Origin of the sequence: Pseudomonas sp. KK18 (genome assembly GCF_037094675.1) — a bacterium.
Classification (GTDB): domain Bacteria; phylum Pseudomonadota; class Gammaproteobacteria; order Pseudomonadales; family Pseudomonadaceae; genus Aquipseudomonas.
In genome coordinates this window covers 5,215,794-5,232,772 of the sequence record NZ_CP146605.1, presented here as the reverse complement: position 1 = coordinate 5,232,772, position 16,979 = coordinate 5,215,794, and the positions used below count along the sequence as shown (strand labels likewise).

The following is a 16,979-nucleotide window of genomic DNA, read 5'->3' as shown; positions in this document are numbered from 1 at the left end:
ATCCGCATCAGGGTTTCTAACCGGCAGTATAAGAAGTGCGCCAATGGGTGATAATCCGTTCAAATCTCAATGGACTTGTGCGTCATGAGCATCAATCTTCCCTTGCCGCTGCTGGGCGAAATGGCGATTTTCGTCAAGGTGGTGGAAACCGGCAGCTTCTCCGAGGCTGCGCGCCAACTGGGAGCATCACCGTCCTCCGTGAGCCGCAGCATCTCACGCCTGGAAAAGGCCCTGGCGACTCGCCTGTTGCAACGGACCACGCGCAAATTGCGCCTCAGCGAAGGCGGCGAAGAGGTGTTCAAGCGCTGCCAGGAAATGGTCAGTGCTGCGCGGTCGGTGATGGAAATCAGCGGCCAATACACCCATGAAGCCGAAGGGCTGGTGCGGGTCAGCGTGCCCAAGGCGGTGGGGCGTTTTGTGGTGCATCCGCATATGCCGGAGTTTTTGCGGCGTTATCCCAAGGTCGACGTGCAGTTGATCCTGGAGGACCGGCATGTGGACCTGATTGACGACAATGTCGACCTGAGCATCCGCATCACCGACAGCCCGCCGCCGGGGTTGGTGGGGCGCCAGTTGCTGCCGATCGAGCATTTGATCTGCGCCACGCCGCGGTACCTGGCGGAGCACGGTACGCCGCAGCATCCCCATGATTTGCTGGAGCACAGTTGCATCTACCTGGGTGAGACGCCGGGGGATGCGCGCTGGAAGTTTCGCCAGGGCAGCAAGGCGGTGACGGTGGGCGTGCGCGGGCGGTATGCGGCGAATCACACAGGCGTGCGGCTGGATGCGGTATTGCAACATGTGGGGATTGGCAGCTTGCCGTATTTCACGGCGCGGCATGCGCTGGAAGCGGGGGAGGTGGTGCAGGTGCTGCCGGGGTGGGATTTCATTGCGTCGTACCACGGGGATGCGTGGCTACTGCATTCGCCGACGCGGTACCTGCCGCCGAAGTTGCGGGTGTTTATTGATTATCTGGTGGAGTGCATGGCCAAAGAGCCGACGCTGAAGAAACGGTAGGAATACAGTTTAAATGTGGGAGCGGGCTTGCTCGCGAATGCGGTGTATCAGTCACCTAAAATATTGACTGACACACCGCATTCGCGAGCAAGTCGAACCGTCGCACCGCCGCTCCCACATTTGATCTGCGTTAGCCCTGAAATCAGTGCTTGGGCTGGTCATTGGACATGGCCAACAACTGCTTTTCCTGGTTCCAGTCGAACGGTTCGTCGTTCTGTTCAGCTTCGAAGCGACGTTCTTCCAGGGCCTGGTACAGGTCCAGCTCGTCGTCGGGCATGAAGTGCAGGCAGTCGCCACCGAAGAACCACAGCAGATCGCGTGGCACCAGGTGAGCAATTTGCGGATAGCGCAGGATGACCTGGCTCATCATGTCCTGGCCCAGGTACTGGCTTTCGATCGGGTCGATGGGCAGCAAGGCGCGCAGTTCATCGAAGCGCTCCAGGAACAGGAGGTGGCTTTCCTCGGGAACCTGTTCGGCTTCGCCGACGGCAACCAGGATGCTGCGCAGGTGGTCGAGCAAGACGAGATGATCGGCAACGACGTTGGACACGAGATAAGTCCTCAAGAGCAAAACGGGCGCGAGAGTATATAGCTCGGTGCCTTGCCTCACAAATACGATTCCTTTTGACGAGTGGCTGTTGTTGTCAGGCAAGGCGCCGCGACGAGTCATAGCTTGCTATGGCGAGGAGCGGCAACGCAGCATGACGACAACAGACGCCGTCAAAAGGGATCAGTATTTGTGAGGCAGGGCACTCTACCCGTTTTTATATGACCGCTGGGATCAGCGGACTTTTCCCTCAGCCTGGCTCAGCTCTTCCTTGCTGAAATCATCCACGTCGATCACCTTGCGTCGCGCCGCTTCAGCGTCACGCAGGGTCTGCGCCTCGGCCGGTTGCAGCACGCCGGCATGCAGCGCGGCATCGATGGCGTGTTCGCCCGCGGTCGGTTTGACCTGGCCGCTCTTGAGGCCTTCGTGGAGTTTTTTCTGCAACGGATGGCTGTCGGCCAACAGGTCGTAGGCATGTTGCAGGGCGCCCACCGGATCTTCTGCAGACTGTGGGCGATAGCAGCCAGCCAGCACCGCTTCCAGGGTCGGGTCACCCTTGGCGCGACCAAGCACTGCGGCCACTTCGGCATCCAGCGCATCGGACGGGCCTTTATGACGGCGGCCGAACGGGAACACGATCACCCGCAACAGACAACCCAACACCTTGCTCGGGAAGTTGGTCAGCAGTTCATCCAGTGCACGCTCGGAGTGGCCAAGGCTCTCTTCCATAGCCCAGGCGAACAGCGGTTCCAGGTGGTCTGGCGAATCCAGGTCGTGATAACGCTTGAGTGCAGCCGATGCCAGGTACATGTGACTCAGCACATCACCAAGACGTGCCGACAGGCGTTCGCGTCGTTTCAACTCGCCGCCCAGCAGCATCATGCTCAGGTCCGCCAGCATCGCAAACGCCGCGGCCTGACGGTTGAGTGCGCGGAAATAGCCCTGGCTCAGGCTGTTGCCCGGAGCCTTTTCGAAGTGACCGAAACCGAGGTTCAACACCAGGGTGCTGGCGGCGTTGCCTACGGCAAAGCCGATGTGCTGCAGCAGCAGGCCGTCGAATTCCTTCAGCGCCTGGTCATGGTCTTCGCGACCGGCCAGGGCCATTTCCTTGAGCACGAACGGATGGCAACGAATCGCACCCTGGCCGAAGATCATCAGGTTGCGCGAGAGGATATTCGCGCCTTCCACGGTGATGAAGATCGGCGCGCCCTGCCAGCTGCGACCCAGGTAGTTGTTGGGGCCCATGATGATGCCCTTGCCGCCGTGCACGTCCATCGCGTGGCTGATGCATTCGCGGCCGCGTTCGGTCAGGTGGTACTTGAGGATCGCCGACAGTACCGAGGGTTTCTCCCCCAGGTCGACCGCGTTGGCGGTGAGCATCCGCGCGCTGTCCATCAGCCACGCGTTGCCGCCGATGCGGGCCAGGGCTTCCTGGATGCCTTCAAAGGCCGCCAGCGGTACGTTGAACTGCTCACGCACCTGGGCGTACTGGCCGGTCACCAGGCTGGTGAACTTGGCCGCGCCCGTTCCGACGGCAGGCAGGGAAATCGAACGGCCTACCGACAGGCAGTTCATCAGCATCATCCAGCCCTTGCCGAGCATTTCCTGGCCACCGATCAGGAATTCCAGCGGAATGAAAACATCCTTGCCGGAGTTGGGGCCGTTCATGAACGCGGCGCCCAGTGGCAGGTGGCGGCGGCCAATTTCAACGCCCGGGGTATCGGTGGGGATCAGCGCGAGGCTGATACCGAGGTCTTCTTTGTCGCCCAGCAGATGATCCGGGTCATGGGCCTTGAAGGCCAGGCCGAGCAAGGTCGCTACCGGGCCGAGGGTGATGTAGCGTTTTTCCCAGTTCAGGCGCAGGCCGAGGGTTTCCTTGCCTTCCCATTCGCCTTTGCAGATCACCCCGGTGTCGGGCATGGAGCCGGCATCGGAACCGGCCAGTGGGCCGGTCAGGGCAAAGCACGGGATATCGTCGCCACGGGCCAGGCGTGGCAGGTAATGGTTGCGTTGTTCATCGGTGCCGTAGTGCAGCAGCAATTCGGCCGGGCCCAGGGAGTTGGGGACCATGACCGTGGAGGCGAGGTCGCCGCTGCGGGTTGCCAGCTTCATCGCGACCTGGGAGTGGGCGTAGGCGGAGAAGCCTTTGCCGCCGAACTCCTTGGGGATGATCAGGGCAAAAAAGCCATGCTGCTTGATGTGTTCCCAGGCGGCGGGGGGCAGGTCCATGGCCTGGCCGATTTCCCAGTCGGTGACCATGGCGCACAGTTCTTCGGTAGGGCCGTCGATGAAGGCTTGTTCTTCTTCAGTCAGTTGCGCCTTGGGATAGGCCAGCAGCTTGTCCCAGTCGGGGCGGCCGCTGAACAGCTCGCCGTCCCACCACACGGTGCCGGCGTCGATGGCGTCGCGCTCGGTCTCGGACATCGGCGGCAGGACTTTCTGGAACCAGTTGAACAGCGGCGCGGTGAAGTACTTGCGGCGCAGGTCCGGCAGCAGCAGCGGGGCGGCTACCACGGCGATCAGTACCCAGAAGATCAGCAGCAACCAGCCTGGTGCGTGGCTGAAGGCGCCCATCGCCAACAGGTAGACGGCGACCACGCCGATGGCGGGCAGGGGCGCGATGCGCCGGTGCGCCAGGTAGGCAATGCCCACCACCAGAACCAGTATCCACAACAACAGCATATTCAATCCTCCGTGAAACCAGGTGCGAAATCACCTCAGAGCTTAGTCGGCATCCGAACAAGCGGGGTGACGAGGGTGTTACGTGGTGTGCCGGCAATGATCAGCACCAGGCGCCGACATTTGGCCGAATCGTCGTTATCCCAGGTGCATGCCTGTGGTTAGACTCAGGGCTTGCTCTCTGAGATTAACCTCATGAATGCGTACTTGAATCCCGGCCGCTTCATCGATAGTGACCACCCTGCGGTGGTGGAGTTCGCCGAAAAACATCGCGGTTCGAGTGCCGCACTCCGTGACCAGGCAGTCAGTCTTTACTACGCTGTGCGCGAGGCGGTGCGCTATAACCCCTATACCTTCAGTCGCGACCCGCAAACCCTCAGCGCGAGCTTCGCACTGGCGGCCGGCGAGAGTTATTGCGTGCCCAAGGCAACATTGCTGGCGGCGTGCGCAAGGCACTGCGGGATCCCGGCGCGCATCGGCCTGGCCGACGTGCGTAACCACCTCTCGACGCCCCGTTTGATCGAGCTGCTCAGAAGTGACGTATTTGCCATGCATGGCTATACCGAGTTGTATCTGGACGGCCGTTGGGTCAAGGCCACGCCGGCGTTCAATCAGCAACTGTGCGAACTGTTCGATGTGCCGCCGCTGGATTTCGATGGCGTTCATGACAGTGTTTTCCACGCCTTCAACCGCAAGGGCCAGCGCTCCATGGAGTACGTGGTGGACCATGGGCAATTTGCCGAGGTGCCCGAGGAATTCTTCTTCGCCCACATCCAGAAATGTTACCCGCACCTGTTTGGCGAGCAGATGCCGATCCTGCTGGGGGACATGCAGAGTGATTTAAGCCGAACGTGATCCGGCGTATGCTGCCCCGGCATTCATCCAACCATCTTTTTCAAAATCGGGGCGGTCATGCTGAAAATCTGGGGTCGTAAAAATTCGTCAAATGTCAGGAAAGCACTGTGGTGCGCCGAGGAGCTCGGCCTGGACTATGAGGCAATTGATGCGGGCGGGGCTTTTGGTGTGGTCGACACGCCGCAATACCGCGCGCTGAACCCCAATGGCCGGGTGCCGATGATTGAAGATGGCGATTTTGTGCTGTGGGAATCCAACACCATCGTGCGCTACCTGGCCGCCAAACATGCGCCGGATTCGAACTGGTACCCCAGCGAGCTGCAAGCCCGGGCCAACGCTGAAAAGTGGATGGACTGGACCACCTCGACCCTGGCCGAACCGTTCAAGACCGTGTTCTGGGGCGTGCTGCGAACCCCGGCTGAAAAACAGAACTGGGACACCATCAACGCCGGTCGCCAGGCCTGCATCGATGTTTTGCAGACGGTGGATCAGGCCTTGGCCACGCAACCTTACCTGTCCGGCAGCGAGATCGGCATGGGCGATATTCCCTTGGGCAGCTTCATTTATGCCTGGTTCGAAATGCCCATCGAACGCCCGTCGATGCCTAACCTGGAAGCCTGGTACCAGCGGCTGCGCCAGCGTCCGGCCTATCAGAAATCGGTCATGACCGCGTTGACCTGATACCGACTATTAATACGGGTTACTGTACTTGTGCGGCGCGGACAAGCACCATGCTTGTCACGCGCAGCCGTTGTATTCCGTGCGGTCTGCCCTCATGTAACAATTCTATTCCTCTTCTTTGGTGCGTAATCCGATATGAGTTCCGCTCTGTCCATCCGGCAGCTAACCAAAACCTACGGCAACGGTTTCCAGGCCCTGAGTGGTATCGATCTGGACGTCGCCGAAGGTGATTTCTTCGCCTTGCTCGGCCCCAATGGCGCCGGCAAATCCACCACCATCGGGATTCTCTCGACCCTGGTCAACAAGACCACCGGTACGGTGAATATCTTTGGCAACGACCTGGACAAATCCCCGGCGGCGCTCAAGCGCAGCATCGGCGTGGTGCCCCAGGAGTTCAACTTCAACCAGTTTGAAAAGACCTTCGACATCGTCGTGACCCAGGCCGGTTACTACGGCATCCCGCCGAAGATCGCCAAGGAACGCGCCGAGCAATACCTCACGCAACTGGGCTTGTGGGACAAGCGCGACGTGCCTTCGCGTTCCCTGTCCGGGGGCATGAAGCGCCGCTTGATGATCGCTCGCGCCCTGGTTCACGAACCGCGCCTGCTGATCCTCGACGAGCCGACGGCGGGCGTGGACATCGAGCTGCGTCGTTCGATGTGGACGTTTCTCACCGAGCTGAACCAGAAAGGCATCACCATCATCCTCACCACGCACTACCTGGAAGAGGCTGAGCAGCTGTGCCGCAACATCGGCATCATCGACCACGGCACCATTGTCGAAAACACCAGCATGCGTAATTTGCTGAGCCAGTTGCACGTCGAGACCTTCCTGCTCGACCTGAAAAACGACATGACGGTTGCGCCCCAGTTGATCGGCTACCCGAATCGCCTGGTGGACAGCCACACCCTGGAAGTCCAGGTGGACAAAGCCGTGGGCATCACCGCGCTGTTTGGCCAACTGGCTACCCAGAACATCGAGGTGCTGAGCCTGCGTAACAAAACCAATCGCCTTGAGGAGTTGTTTGTGTCCCTGGTGGAGAAAAATCTGGCGAAGGTGGCGGTATGAGTTCGGAACTGCAACCCAACCTTGTCGCGCTGCAGACCATCGTTTATCGCGAAGTGAAGCGCTTTACCCGGATCTGGCCGCAGACCTTGCTGCCGCCGGCGATCACCATGGTTTTGTACTTCGTGATCTTCGGTAACCTGATTGGTCGGCAGATTGGTGATATGGGTGGATTCACCTATATGGAGTACATCGTGCCGGGGTTGATCATGATGTCGGTGATTACCAACTCCTACGGCAACGTGGTGTCGAGCTTTTTTGGCAGCAAGTTCCAGCGGTCCATCGAGGAATTGATGGTGTCGCCGGTGTCGCCTCATACGATTTTGATCGGCTACACCCTGGGCGGTGTGCTGCGCGGGTTGATGGTTGGGGTGATTGTGACGTTGCTGTCGCTGTTCTTTACCCATTTGCAGGTGCATCACCTCGGGATCACCCTGTTGGTGGTGGTGCTGACGGCGACTATCTTTTCGTTGCTGGGGTTCATCAATGCGGTGTTTGCGCGCAACTTTGATGATATTTCGATTATTCCGACGTTTGTTCTTACGCCGCTGACGTATCTGGGTGGGGTGTTTTATTCGATCACCTTGCTGCCGCCGTTCTGGCAGACGGTGTCGTTGGCTAACCCGGTGTTGCATATGGTTAACGCGTTTCGCTATGGGATCCTGGGCGTTTCGGACATCAAGATCAGTGTGGCGATCACCTTTATGCTGGTGGCGACTGTGGTGCTGTATGTGGGGTGTGCGCGGTTGCTGGTGAGTGGGCGTGGAATGCGCACCTAAGCGTTGATATGTAATGAGAAACGGCCTCCAGATGAGGCCGTTTTTTTTGGCGATTGGTTTGAGTACATATCCGTTTTTTCGGTAACGGCCACCTATGGTTCCGCTCTTACAGCGGCTCACTTTGGAAAAGCCCCAAAGTAAGCAAAGGGCTCTGCCCCGCCTGTCGGCGCCTCGCTGTGGCTCGGCGTTCCCTCACTCCGGCATTGCTCCGCGGGCCGCCGCGACGGGCCATCCATGGCCCGGCGCGGCTAAACCGGCGTCCTGCCGGTTTACCCGCTCCGCAATACCTGCGTTCGGCCTCGGGCTTATTGGGGCAGTCAGATCAAGATCAAAAGCAAGAGCACAGCGGCCTCCCGGCCGGCTTGAGTGTTGAAAAGCAAAAGCAAAGACCAAAGCGAAAACAAATCTGCTTTTCTGTGGGAGCGGGCTTGCTCGCGAAAAACCTGAGAGCGCCGCGTTCATCCAGAATGCCCGCGTCATCGTTAACGACCTTCGCGAGCAAGCCCGCTCCCACATTTTTTGGACCGTGCCGGCTTTAGATTTTGATTTGGCTTTTGCTCTTCAACACTCAAGCCGGCCGGGAGGCCGCTGTGCTTTTGATCTGCTTTTGATCTTGATCTTAGGCGCCCCGTTAAACCACGCTGGCTGAACGCAGGCTTTGGAGCGTGGGTAACCTGGCAGGACGCCAGGTTAGCCGTCCTGGGCCAAGGATGGCCCATGACGGCGGCCCACGGTCCAAAGCCGGAGTGAGGGCACACCGAGCCTAGGCGAGGTGCCGAGTGGTGGGGCAAGAGCGTTTTGCTTACTTTTGCGCTTTTCAAAAGTGAGCCGCTGTAAGAGCGGAACCCATATCAGCAACAACCCAAATAACGGATATACACCCAAACCCAAACCCAAACCCACAAACCACCTTACGGCAGCAAAGCCAACTCAATCAGCTCATGCAGTTCTTCAACCTCAAGCGGCGCGGTAGAAAACAGATTACGAAAAACGGTTGGCGCAACGATCAAATTGATCAGCCGATCCACGCTGGGAAGTGTCCCGGCGTCGTCGGTGTACCGATCCAGGATCGTCTCCAACTGCCCGGTGAGAATCCCCACGCAATACCCCGGCGCCTGACTGCATTGCACATCACGCATCATCTCGCGGCCAAGGTCCGAGCTCATCTCATCGCGGTATTGCTCACCCCAGGCCCGCAGGTCTCCGCGCAGGCTGCCGGTATCAGCCGGCTCACTGTCCGGGCGCAGACGGGCCATCGCAACATCGGCCAGCAGCGCCGCCAAGTCACCCCAGCGCCGGTAGATGGTCGAAGGCGTCACTCCGGCGCGCGTGGCTATCTGCGGCACGGTCACGCTGGAACGGTCCTGCTCTTCGAGCAATTCACGCACCGCCGAATGCACTGATTCCTGGACCCGGGCACTACGGCCCCCCGGGCGGAGGCCTTCTTTTATCGCCATGCGTAAAACCTTAACACAAAGAATTTGCTTTAAGCGCCATCCGGTAGCACACTCCGCAAAAGCAAAATATTAGCTTTAGCGGAGCGTGCCCATGTCCAGCGTTACTTCTCATCGTTCCAGCCTGGTGTTTCTGGCGATCACCTTGCTGACGTTTCTCGCCGCCTCCAGCGCGCCGACCCCGTTGTACCACCTCTATCAAGAGGGCCTGCACTTTTCGGCGGCGATGTTGACCCTGGTATTTGGCATTTACGCCTTGAGCCTGCTGGCTGCATTGCTGACCGTGGGTTCACTGTCGGACCACCTGGGGCGCAAGCCGGTAATTTTTGCCGCGCTGCTCCTCGATATGCTGGCGATGCTGCTGTTTATCAATGCCGACAGCGTCGGCTGGCTGATTGCCGCCCGCACGGTACAAGGCTTTGCCACCGGCATGGCCACCGCCGTACTGGGCGCCGCATTGCTCGACACCGACCGCCAGCAAGGCCCGCTGATCAACAGCGTAGCGCCTTTGCTGGGCATGGCCTGCGGGGCCATGGGCTGCAGCCTGCTGGTGGAGTTCGCGCCGATGCCGACCACGTTGATTTACTGGACCCTGCTCGGGTTGATGATCCTGCAGGCATTGTACGTCTGGCGCCTGCCGGAGACAGTCAGCCGGATTCCGGGGGCCCTGGCCTCGCTATGGCCCACCTTGCATGTACCGCCCCAGGCCCGACGCGCCTTGTGGATCTCGTTGCCGGTAGACGTAGCCGTATGGGCCATGGGCGGTTTTTATCTGTCCCTGGCGCCCTCGCTGGTGCGGGCGGCGACCGGGTCCACCTCGAACCTGATCGGCGGCGGGCTGGTGGCGGTGTTGACGCTGAGCGGTGCGGTGATGATTTTCAGCCTGCGCAACCGCCCGGCGGACAAAGTCCTGCGGTTGGGCGCCGTGCTGCTGGCGGTGGGTGTTGCGCTGATCCTCACGGCCGTCCACAGCGCCAGCCTGCCGCTGTTCTTCATTGCCACGCTGATCGCCGGCGGTGGTTTTGGCTCGGGATTCCTCGGTGCGCTGCGCAGTGTTTTGCCGTTGGCCTTGCCCCATGAGCGGGCGGGCTTGATGTCGGCGTTCTATGTGCTGAGTTACCTGGCGTTCTGTGTGCCGTCGCTGTTGGCGGGCAACTTGACGCGCACCTTCGGTTTGATCGCCACCACCGACGGTTATGGCGTGGTGCTGATCGTATTGGCACTCGGCGCGTTGGTGGCGTTGCTAATGCAGGATTTGGCGAAGAGCAGGGCGACGGCGGGTAATTGATTCGGTAATAATTCGTCACCCTTACGCCTTGGGATTCACCCATGAAGATCATCCGCAGCAAAGAATTCACCGGCAGCCGCGCCTGGGAGGCGCTGGACATCGCCAATATGAACGGCATCACCACCCGTTTGCATTGGACCGACCAGCCGTATCGCTGGCACGTGAATGACGGCGAAGAGGTGTTCGTGGTGCTTGATGGCCAGGTGCAGATGCACTATCGCGAAAACGGCAGCGAACAGATGGCCTTGCTTCAGGTAGGCGACATCTTCTACGCCAGTGTCGGCACCGAGCATGTGGCCCATCCACAGGGCCCGGCACGGATTCTGGTGATTGAAACCGAAGGCAGCGTTTAATCACATATCTACGAAACAGATAACAGTTAGAGATATTACCCGTTATATAGATATTCGATTCGGTTCTACCATGGTCTCAACCTCATGCGAGGAAGAGGACTACACCATGACTTGCCCGAATACGCTTCACAGCAGCTTGAAACCCTTCAGTCACCTGACCCGTCCCCGGGAAGTGATTCGCCAGTTCACCCCCAACTGGTTTGCCGCCACCATGGGCACCGGGGTGCTGGCGTTGGCGCTGGCGCAATTGCCGGTCAACCTGGCGGGGCTGCACGCCGTGGCCGAAGGGCTGTGGCTGTTTACCATTGGCCTGTTTGTGCTGTTCAGCGTGCTGTATGCGGCGCGCTGGGTGATGTTTTTCCACGAGGCCCGGCGCATTTTCGGGCACTCCACGGTGTCGATGTTCTTCGGCACCATCCCCATGGGCCTGGCGACCATTATCAACGGCTTCCTGCTGTTCGGCGTGCCGCGCTGGGGGGGTGGCGTGGTGCAACTGGCCGAGGTGCTGTGGTGGCTCGACGTCGCGATGGCCCTGGCCTGCGGGGTGCTGATCCCGTTCATGATGTTCACCCGTCAGGAACACAGCATCGACCAGATGACTGCCGTGTGGCTGTTGCCGGTGGTGGCCGCGGAAGTCGCCGCCGCCAGCGGTGGCCTGCTGGCGCCGCACCTGGCCGACGCCCATTCGCAACTGGTGATGCTGGTGACCAGCTACGTGCTGTGGGCGTTTTCCCTGCCGGTGGCGTTCAGCATCCTGACCATCCTGATGCTGCGCATGGCCCTGCATAAACTGCCACACGCCAATATGGCCGCGTCGAGCTGGCTGGCTCTAGGTCCCATCGGCACCGGTGCCCTGGGCATGCTGGTACTGGGCGGTGATGCACCTGCCATCTTTGCCGCCAACGGTCTGCCCGGCGTCGGTGAGATGGCCAACGGCATCGGCCTGGTCGCAGGCATCACCCTGTGGGGCTTCGGCTTGTGGTGGATGCTGATCGCGGTGCTGATCACCCTGCGTTACCTGCGGGCCGGTATCCCGTTCAACCTTGGCTGGTGGGGCTTCACCTTTCCGTTGGGCGTGTACTCGCTGGCCACGCTGAAACTGGCGAGCACCTTGCACCTGGGTTTTTTCAGCATCGTTGGTTGCGTGTTGGTGGCGGCGCTGGCGCTGATGTGGCTGATTGTCGCCAAGCGCACGGTGCAGGGCGCCTATAAAGGCGAGCTTTTTGTATCGCCGTGCATTGCAGGACTAGCGAATAAGTAAGCAGGATTAGGTAAAGTCGTGGCCTGGAAAAACCAATAACAGCCTTCAGGCCACGCAGGAACACGGACGATGAGCCACCCCTCGCAATTCACTTTGCTGCGCAAACGGCGTTTCCTGCCGTTCTTCATTACCCAGTCCCTTGGTGCGTTCAACGACAATATATTCAAGCAGTCGTTGATCCTGGCGATTCTCTACAAGCTGACCATCGAGGGCGACCGCTCGATCTGGGTCAATCTCTGCGCGTTGCTGTTTATCCTGCCGTTCTTCCTGTTCTCGGCCCTGGCCGGGCAATTTGGCGAGAAGTTCAACAAGGACGCGCTGATCCGGGTGATCAAGATCGGCGAAATCGTGATCATGTCCGTGGGCGCGGTGGGTTTCATGTTCAACCACCTGGAGCTGATGCTGCTGGCGCTGTTTGCCATGGGCACGCACTCGGCGCTGTTCGGGCCGGTGAAGTACTCGATCATGCCCCAGGCCCTGCACGAAGATGAGCTGGTGGGCGGCAATGGCCTGGTGGAAATGGGCACGTTCCTCGCGATCCTCGCGGGCACCATTGGCGCCGGGATCATGATGTCGTCCACCCATTACGCGCCGGTGGTCTCGACGGCCATCGTCGGCATTGCGGTGCTGGGCTACCTGGCCAGCCGCAGCATTCCGCGCGCGGCGGCGTCCAGCCCCGAGATGCGCCTGAACTGGAATATCTTCAGTCAGTCCTGGGCCACCTTGAAGCTCGGCCTGGGGCAGACACCGGCGGTGTCGCGCTCGATTGTCGGCAACTCGTGGTTCTGGTTTGTCGGCGCGATCTACCTGACGCAAATCCCGGCCTACGCCAAGGAATGGATGTACGGCGACGAGACTGTGGTAACGCTGATCCTCACGGTGTTCTCGGTGGGCATCGCACTGGGTTCGATGCTGTGCGAAAAGCTCTCCGGGCGCAAAGTCGAGATCGGCCTGGTGCCGTTCGGCTCGTTCGGTTTGACCGTGTTCGGCCTGCTGTTGTGGTGGCATTCCGGCGGCTTCCCGCAGAACGTCCAGGCCAACGACTGGATCGCCGTGCTGAGTTACGGCCAGGCGTGGTGGGTGTTGTTCGATATCCTCGGCCTTGGCGTATTCGGCGGCTTCTATATCGTGCCGCTGTACGCGTTGATTCAGTCGCGTACCGCCGAGAACGAGCGGGCGCGGGTGATCGCGGCCAACAACATTCTCAATGCGCTGTTCATGGTGGTCTCGGCGATCGTCTCGATCCTGCTGCTGAGCGTGGCCAAGCTGTCGATTCCCGAGCTGTTCCTGGTGGTGTCGCTGCTGAACATCGCGGTCAACACCTACATCTTCAAGATCGTGCCCGAGTTCACCATGCGTTTCATGATCTGGCTGCTCAGCCATTCCATGTACCGCGTCGAGCACAAGAACCTCGAGCTGATCCCAGACGAGGGCGCGGCGTTGCTAGTGTGCAATCACGTGTCGTTTGTCGATGCGCTGTTGATTGCCGGTTCGGTGCGTCGGCCGATTCGTTTTGTCATGTACTACAAGATCTACAACCTGCCGGTTTTGAACTTTATCTTCCGCACTGCCGGGGCGATTCCGATTGCCGGGCGGCATGAGGACATCCAGATCTACGAAAAGGCCTTCCAGCGGATTGCCCACTACCTTAAGGACGGCGAGCTGGTGTGCATCTTCCCGGAAGGTAAATTGACCTCCGATGGCGAGATGAACGAGTTCCGAAGCGGCGTGACGCGGATTCTTGGAGAGACGCCGGTGCCGGTGATTCCGATGGCGTTGCAGGGGTTGTGGGGGAGTTTTTTCAGTCGCGATCCGAACAAGGGCTTCTTCCACCGGATCTGGTCGCGAGTGACCCTGGTGGCCGGCGCGCCGGTAACGGTGGAGGCGGCGACGCCCGAGGCGTTGCATGGGGTGGTGGGGGAATTGCGCGGGAGTGTCAGGTAGTTTTTTGGTGTATTTGAGGGCCTCTTCGCGAGCAAGCCCGCTCCCACACTTGGAATGCATTCCAAATGTGGGAGCGGGCTTGCTCGCGAAGGCGGTAGTGGCCTAAGCGCTGATCTTGAGCCCAATAAGCCCGCAGATAATCAACGCCACACTGGCCAGTCGAAACAACGCCATGGATTCCCCGAACAGGATAATCCCGGCAATCACCGTGCCCACTGCACCGACACCGGTCCAGATGGCATAGGCGGTACCCAGTGGCAGTTCCTTCATGGCCAGCCCCAGCAACCCGAGGCTGACGGCCATGGCGGCAATCGTCAGGGCCGTGGGCAGTGGCTTGCTGAAACCGTCGGTGTATTTCAGTCCGACGGCCCAGCCGACTTCAAACAGTCCGGCAAAAAACAGAATGATCCAGGACATGGTGACCTTCCTTTATAGAAGTGGGGTCGTCCCCGGATTAAGCGCTTGATTGCGTCGCAGGGTCGTCCCCGCGAAGCCCGGTAGATTGCCGAATATTGATCAGGTGATCAAGTTTCGGACTTGCCCGCCAACAATTCGCGGTCTTCCTTTTCGCTCATCCGCCGGAAGTACGTAGCCAGGAGTGCCCCGGAAATATTGTGCCAGACGCTGAACAGCGCACTCGGCACTGCGGCTAGCGGTGAGAAGTGTGCACTTGCCAGTGCGGCGCCCAAGCCGGAGTTCTGCATGCCCACTTCCAGCGACAGGGATTTGCGTTGTGCCAGCGGCAGCCCGAACACACGGCCGGTGAAATAGCCCAGCAGGAAGCCAAAGGTGTTATGCAGGATCACCACCGCCATGATCAACAGGCCCGACTCGGCAATCTTCGCCTGGCTGGCCGCCACCACGGCGGCGACAATCGCCACGATGCTGACCACCGACACCAGCGGCAACACCTCGACCGCATGCCGTACCCGGGCGCCCAGCAAGCGCTGCGCCACCACGCCCAACACGATCGGCAGCAGTACCACTTGCAGGATCGACCAGAACAACTCCATGAACGACACCGGCAACCAGGCCGAGGCCAGCAGCCAGATCAGCGCGGGCGTCAGCAGCGGAGCGAGGAGGGTGGTGACGGCTGCAATGGCCACCGACAGGGCCAGGTCGCCTCGGGCCAGCCAGGTCATGACGTTGGACGACGTGCCGCTCGGGCAGCAGCCGACGAGGATCACACCGACGGCAATTTCCGGTGGCAGGTGAAAGACCTGGCACAGCAGCCAGGCCACGCCGGGCATGATCACGAAATGCGCGACCACACCCAATGCCACGCGCCACGGATGGCGCGCGACTTCAGCGAAATCTTCAAGTTTGAGGGTCAGCCCCATGCCGAACATTACCAGGCCCAACAGCGGCACGATGGCGCCTTTGAGGCCGAGAAACCAGGCGGGTTGCAGGAACGCAACCACGGCAAAAATCAGCACCCAGTAGGCGAAGGTATTGCCGACGAAACGGCTCAAGGCGGCGAGTGCACGCATGGGGTTGGTCCTTGTTATTCGATTTTGGAAGTGCGCATGCGATCAAATGTGGGAGCGGGCTTGCTCGCGAATGCGGTGTGTCAGCCAGGAAGATATCAACTGAAAGGACGCATTCGCGAGCAAGCCCGCTCCCACATTTTGATCTTCACAAGGCTTTAGATACCTTGTGGGGTTTCTTCGCCACCCAGTGCCTCAACCAACGCCGGCAGGAAGTCGCCAAACGTCAGCATCATCAGGGTAAAGCTGGCGTCCTGCTGGCCCAGTGCTTCGTCGCCGCCGTCCTGTTCAGCCTGATCCTGCAGCAGGTCTTCGAACTTCAGGCGCTTGACGGTCATTTTGTCGTCCAGCATGAAGGACAGCTTGTCCTGCCAAGCCAGGGACAACTGGGTCACGACTTTGCCGGTGGTCAGGTGCAGCTGGATCTCTTCGCCGGTCAGGTCCTGGCGTTTGCAGCGCACGATGCCGCCGTCTTCGTGGGTGTCGCGCAGTTCGCATTCGTCGAGGACGAAGAAGTCATCGGCCGGTTTCTGGGTGGTGACCCAGTCGGTCATGATGGCGGTTGGCGCGGTTTTCACGGTCAGCGGACGTACCGGCAGGGTGCCGATCACTTCACGCAGGGTGGACAGCAGGTCTTCGGCACGTTTCGGGCTGGCGGAGTTCACCAGGATCAGGCCTTGTTTCGGCGCGATGGCGGCGAAGGTCGACGAGCGACGGATGAACGCGCGCGGCAGGAAGGCCTGGATGATTTCATCCTTGATCTGGTCGCGTTCCTTTTTGTAGACCTTGCGCATTTGCTCGGCTTCGATCTCTTCGACCTTTTCCTTCACCGCATCACGCACCACGCTACCCGGCAGGATACGTTCTTCCTTGCGCGCAGCGATCAGCAGGAAATCACCGCTGACGTGCACCAGTGGCGCGTCTTCGCCTTTACCGAAAGGGGCGACGAAACCGTAAGTGGTCAATTCCTGGCTTGCACAAGGGCGCGCCAGTTTGGTGGCCAGTGCAGTTTCCAACGCCTCGGCATCAACAGGCAGATCTTGGGTCAGGCGATAGATAAGCAGGTTTTTGAACCACATGGGGTGAGTCTCTCCTTATATACAAAGGGGGGCATTATTCTCCTCATGGCGTCATAGGCCAACCCTCGCTAAGCCATTGGAAGGCCTGAAAAAAATTATTTAAGAAAGTGCTTGCCAGACCATGGGTCGCTCCGTAGAATGCGCGCCACACCGAAAGTGAAGGGTGATTAGCTCAGCTGGGAGAGCGTCTGCCTTACAAGCAGAATGTCGGCGGTTCGATCCCGTCATCACCCACCATTCGCTTTATGTGTTACGCGCAGCGGTAGTTCAGTCGGTTAGAATACCGGCCTGTCACGCCGGGGGTCGCGGGTTCGAGTCCCGTCCGCTGCGCCATATTTGCTTCCACTAAGGCCCACTGAACGCCTGGAAGCTACGGAAATAGCGGCCTTGAGCCGCTTTTTTCGTTTTCTGAATTCCACTGGAATCCATCTCCAGCCACGGTTTTTAAGTACACATTTAAGTACACCGCTGGCACAGCCTTTTACGATTC

At 59.8% G+C, this 16,979-nt stretch carries 15 protein-coding genes and 2 tRNA genes; 11 read left to right on the top strand and 6 right to left on the bottom strand.

Features of this window, described 5'->3' with window-relative positions:
* The first annotated feature begins 84 nt into the window (after window positions 1–84).
* On the top strand, window positions 85–1,017 hold the full coding sequence (locus V6607_RS23415) for a LysR family transcriptional regulator (protein WP_003217218.1): 933 nt from the start codon (window positions 85–87) through the stop codon (window positions 1,015–1,017).
* Between the two features lie 142 nt (window positions 1,018–1,159).
* Here the strand turns inward: V6607_RS23415 and V6607_RS23410 are convergent, their stop codons facing one another.
* Window positions 1,160–1,567, bottom strand: coding sequence for a PA2817 family protein (locus V6607_RS23410; protein ID WP_003217220.1), 408 nt, complete (start codon window positions 1,565–1,567; stop codon window positions 1,160–1,162).
* Between the two features lie 231 nt (window positions 1,568–1,798).
* Window positions 1,799–4,246: an acyl-CoA dehydrogenase gene (locus tag V6607_RS23405; protein WP_008431294.1), complete on the bottom strand. Its 2,448-nt coding sequence runs from the start codon at window positions 4,244–4,246 to the stop codon at window positions 1,799–1,801.
* Between the two features lie 192 nt (window positions 4,247–4,438).
* Between V6607_RS23405 and V6607_RS23400 the strand changes: the two genes are divergently transcribed.
* From V6607_RS23400 to V6607_RS23385, 4 genes are all read left to right on the top strand, one after another.
* Window positions 4,439–5,098 carry a transglutaminase family protein gene (locus tag V6607_RS23400; RefSeq protein WP_003217224.1) on the top strand — a complete coding sequence of 220 codons (660 nt, stop codon included), beginning with the start codon at window positions 4,439–4,441 and terminating at the stop codon, window positions 5,096–5,098.
* A 57-nt stretch (window positions 5,099–5,155) separates the two neighbouring features.
* Window positions 5,156–5,779: a glutathione S-transferase gene (locus V6607_RS23395; protein ID WP_003217226.1), complete on the top strand. Its 624-nt coding sequence runs from the start codon at window positions 5,156–5,158 to the stop codon at window positions 5,777–5,779.
* A 135-nt stretch (window positions 5,780–5,914) separates the two neighbouring features.
* The gene (locus V6607_RS23390; RefSeq protein ID WP_003217227.1) at window positions 5,915–6,847 is read left to right on the top strand and encodes an ABC transporter ATP-binding protein; all 933 of its coding nucleotides are present in this window, start codon (window positions 5,915–5,917) and stop codon (window positions 6,845–6,847) included.
* Window positions 6,844–7,623 carry an ABC transporter permease gene (locus tag V6607_RS23385; RefSeq protein WP_003217229.1) on the top strand — a complete coding sequence of 260 codons (780 nt, stop codon included), beginning with the start codon at window positions 6,844–6,846 and terminating at the stop codon, window positions 7,621–7,623. The genes V6607_RS23390 and V6607_RS23385 overlap by 4 nt, the downstream gene beginning before the upstream one ends.
* Before the next feature lie 911 nt (window positions 7,624–8,534).
* On the opposite strand, the gene V6607_RS23380 is transcribed toward V6607_RS23385, so the two are convergent.
* Window positions 8,535–9,080, bottom strand: a complete 546-nt coding sequence (locus tag V6607_RS23380) for a TetR/AcrR family transcriptional regulator (protein ID WP_087695266.1) — start codon at window positions 9,078–9,080, stop codon at window positions 8,535–8,537.
* A gap of 91 nt (window positions 9,081–9,171) precedes the next feature.
* On the opposite strand from V6607_RS23380, the gene V6607_RS23375 reads away from it, so the two are divergent.
* The 4 genes from V6607_RS23375 to V6607_RS23360 all read left to right on the top strand — a co-directional run bounded on the left by V6607_RS23375 (window position 9,172) and on the right by V6607_RS23360 (window position 13,923).
* Window positions 9,172–10,365: an MFS transporter gene (locus tag V6607_RS23375; protein WP_003212382.1), complete on the top strand. Its 1,194-nt coding sequence runs from the start codon at window positions 9,172–9,174 to the stop codon at window positions 10,363–10,365.
* Between the two features lie 41 nt (window positions 10,366–10,406).
* The gene (locus V6607_RS23370; RefSeq protein ID WP_003212380.1) at window positions 10,407–10,718 is read left to right on the top strand and encodes a hypothetical protein; all 312 of its coding nucleotides are present in this window, start codon (window positions 10,407–10,409) and stop codon (window positions 10,716–10,718) included.
* A 106-nt stretch (window positions 10,719–10,824) separates the two neighbouring features.
* Window positions 10,825–11,979 (top strand): TDT family transporter, encoded by a 1,155-nt coding sequence (locus V6607_RS23365; RefSeq protein WP_134327074.1) that lies wholly within the window; start codon window positions 10,825–10,827, stop codon window positions 11,977–11,979.
* 69 nt (window positions 11,980–12,048) lie between these two features.
* Entirely contained in the window at window positions 12,049–13,923 is a 1,875-nt protein-coding gene (locus V6607_RS23360) for an MFS transporter (protein ID WP_003212372.1), read from the top strand.
* Between the two features lie 102 nt (window positions 13,924–14,025).
* Here V6607_RS23360 and sugE read toward each other — a convergent pair whose 3' ends face one another.
* From sugE to rdgC, 3 genes are all read right to left on the bottom strand, one after another.
* On the bottom strand, window positions 14,026–14,340 hold the full coding sequence (gene sugE, locus V6607_RS23355; RefSeq protein ID WP_003190128.1) for a quaternary ammonium compound efflux SMR transporter SugE: 315 nt from the start codon (window positions 14,338–14,340) through the stop codon (window positions 14,026–14,028).
* 107 nt (window positions 14,341–14,447) lie between these two features.
* Window positions 14,448–15,413 carry a bile acid:sodium symporter family protein gene (locus V6607_RS23350; RefSeq protein ID WP_003212369.1) on the bottom strand — a complete coding sequence of 322 codons (966 nt, stop codon included), beginning with the start codon at window positions 15,411–15,413 and terminating at the stop codon, window positions 14,448–14,450.
* A gap of 155 nt (window positions 15,414–15,568) precedes the next feature.
* Window positions 15,569–16,489 (bottom strand): recombination-associated protein RdgC, encoded by a 921-nt coding sequence (gene rdgC, locus V6607_RS23345; RefSeq protein ID WP_008430455.1) that lies wholly within the window; start codon window positions 16,487–16,489, stop codon window positions 15,569–15,571.
* Window positions 16,490–16,650: 161 nt separating this feature from the next.
* On the opposite strand from rdgC, the gene V6607_RS23340 reads away from it, so the two are divergent.
* Together V6607_RS23340 and V6607_RS23335 are read left to right on the top strand one after the other, a co-directional pair.
* Window positions 16,651–16,726, top strand: a tRNA-Val gene (locus V6607_RS23340).
* A 19-nt stretch (window positions 16,727–16,745) separates the two neighbouring features.
* Window positions 16,746–16,822, top strand: a tRNA-Asp gene (locus tag V6607_RS23335).
* The last annotated feature ends 157 nt before the right edge of the window (window positions 16,823–16,979 follow it).

Coding starts and splice junctions, on each gene's coding strand:
- V6607_RS23415 (WP_003217218.1), top strand. CDS start 85: ATGAGCATCAATCTTCCCTTGCCGCTGCTGGGCGAAATGGCGATTTTC.
- V6607_RS23405 (WP_008431294.1), bottom strand. CDS start 4,246: ATGCTGTTGTTGTGGATACTGGTTCTGGTGGTGGGCATTGCCTACCTG.
- V6607_RS23400 (WP_003217224.1), top strand. CDS start 4,439: ATGAATGCGTACTTGAATCCCGGCCGCTTCATCGATAGTGACCACCCT.
- V6607_RS23395 (WP_003217226.1), top strand. CDS start 5,156: ATGCTGAAAATCTGGGGTCGTAAAAATTCGTCAAATGTCAGGAAAGCA.
- V6607_RS23390 (WP_003217227.1), top strand. CDS start 5,915: ATGAGTTCCGCTCTGTCCATCCGGCAGCTAACCAAAACCTACGGCAAC.
- V6607_RS23385 (WP_003217229.1), top strand. CDS start 6,844: ATGAGTTCGGAACTGCAACCCAACCTTGTCGCGCTGCAGACCATCGTT.
- V6607_RS23380 (WP_087695266.1), bottom strand. CDS start 9,080: ATGGCGATAAAAGAAGGCCTCCGCCCGGGGGGCCGTAGTGCCCGGGTC.
- V6607_RS23375 (WP_003212382.1), top strand. CDS start 9,172: ATGTCCAGCGTTACTTCTCATCGTTCCAGCCTGGTGTTTCTGGCGATC.
- V6607_RS23370 (WP_003212380.1), top strand. CDS start 10,407: ATGAAGATCATCCGCAGCAAAGAATTCACCGGCAGCCGCGCCTGGGAG.
- V6607_RS23365 (WP_134327074.1), top strand. CDS start 10,825: ATGACTTGCCCGAATACGCTTCACAGCAGCTTGAAACCCTTCAGTCAC.
- V6607_RS23360 (WP_003212372.1), top strand. CDS start 12,049: ATGAGCCACCCCTCGCAATTCACTTTGCTGCGCAAACGGCGTTTCCTG.
- sugE (WP_003190128.1), bottom strand. CDS start 14,340: ATGTCCTGGATCATTCTGTTTTTTGCCGGACTGTTTGAAGTCGGCTGG.
- V6607_RS23350 (WP_003212369.1), bottom strand. CDS start 15,413: ATGCGTGCACTCGCCGCCTTGAGCCGTTTCGTCGGCAATACCTTCGCC.
- rdgC (WP_008430455.1), bottom strand. CDS start 16,489: ATGTGGTTCAAAAACCTGCTTATCTATCGCCTGACCCAAGATCTGCCT.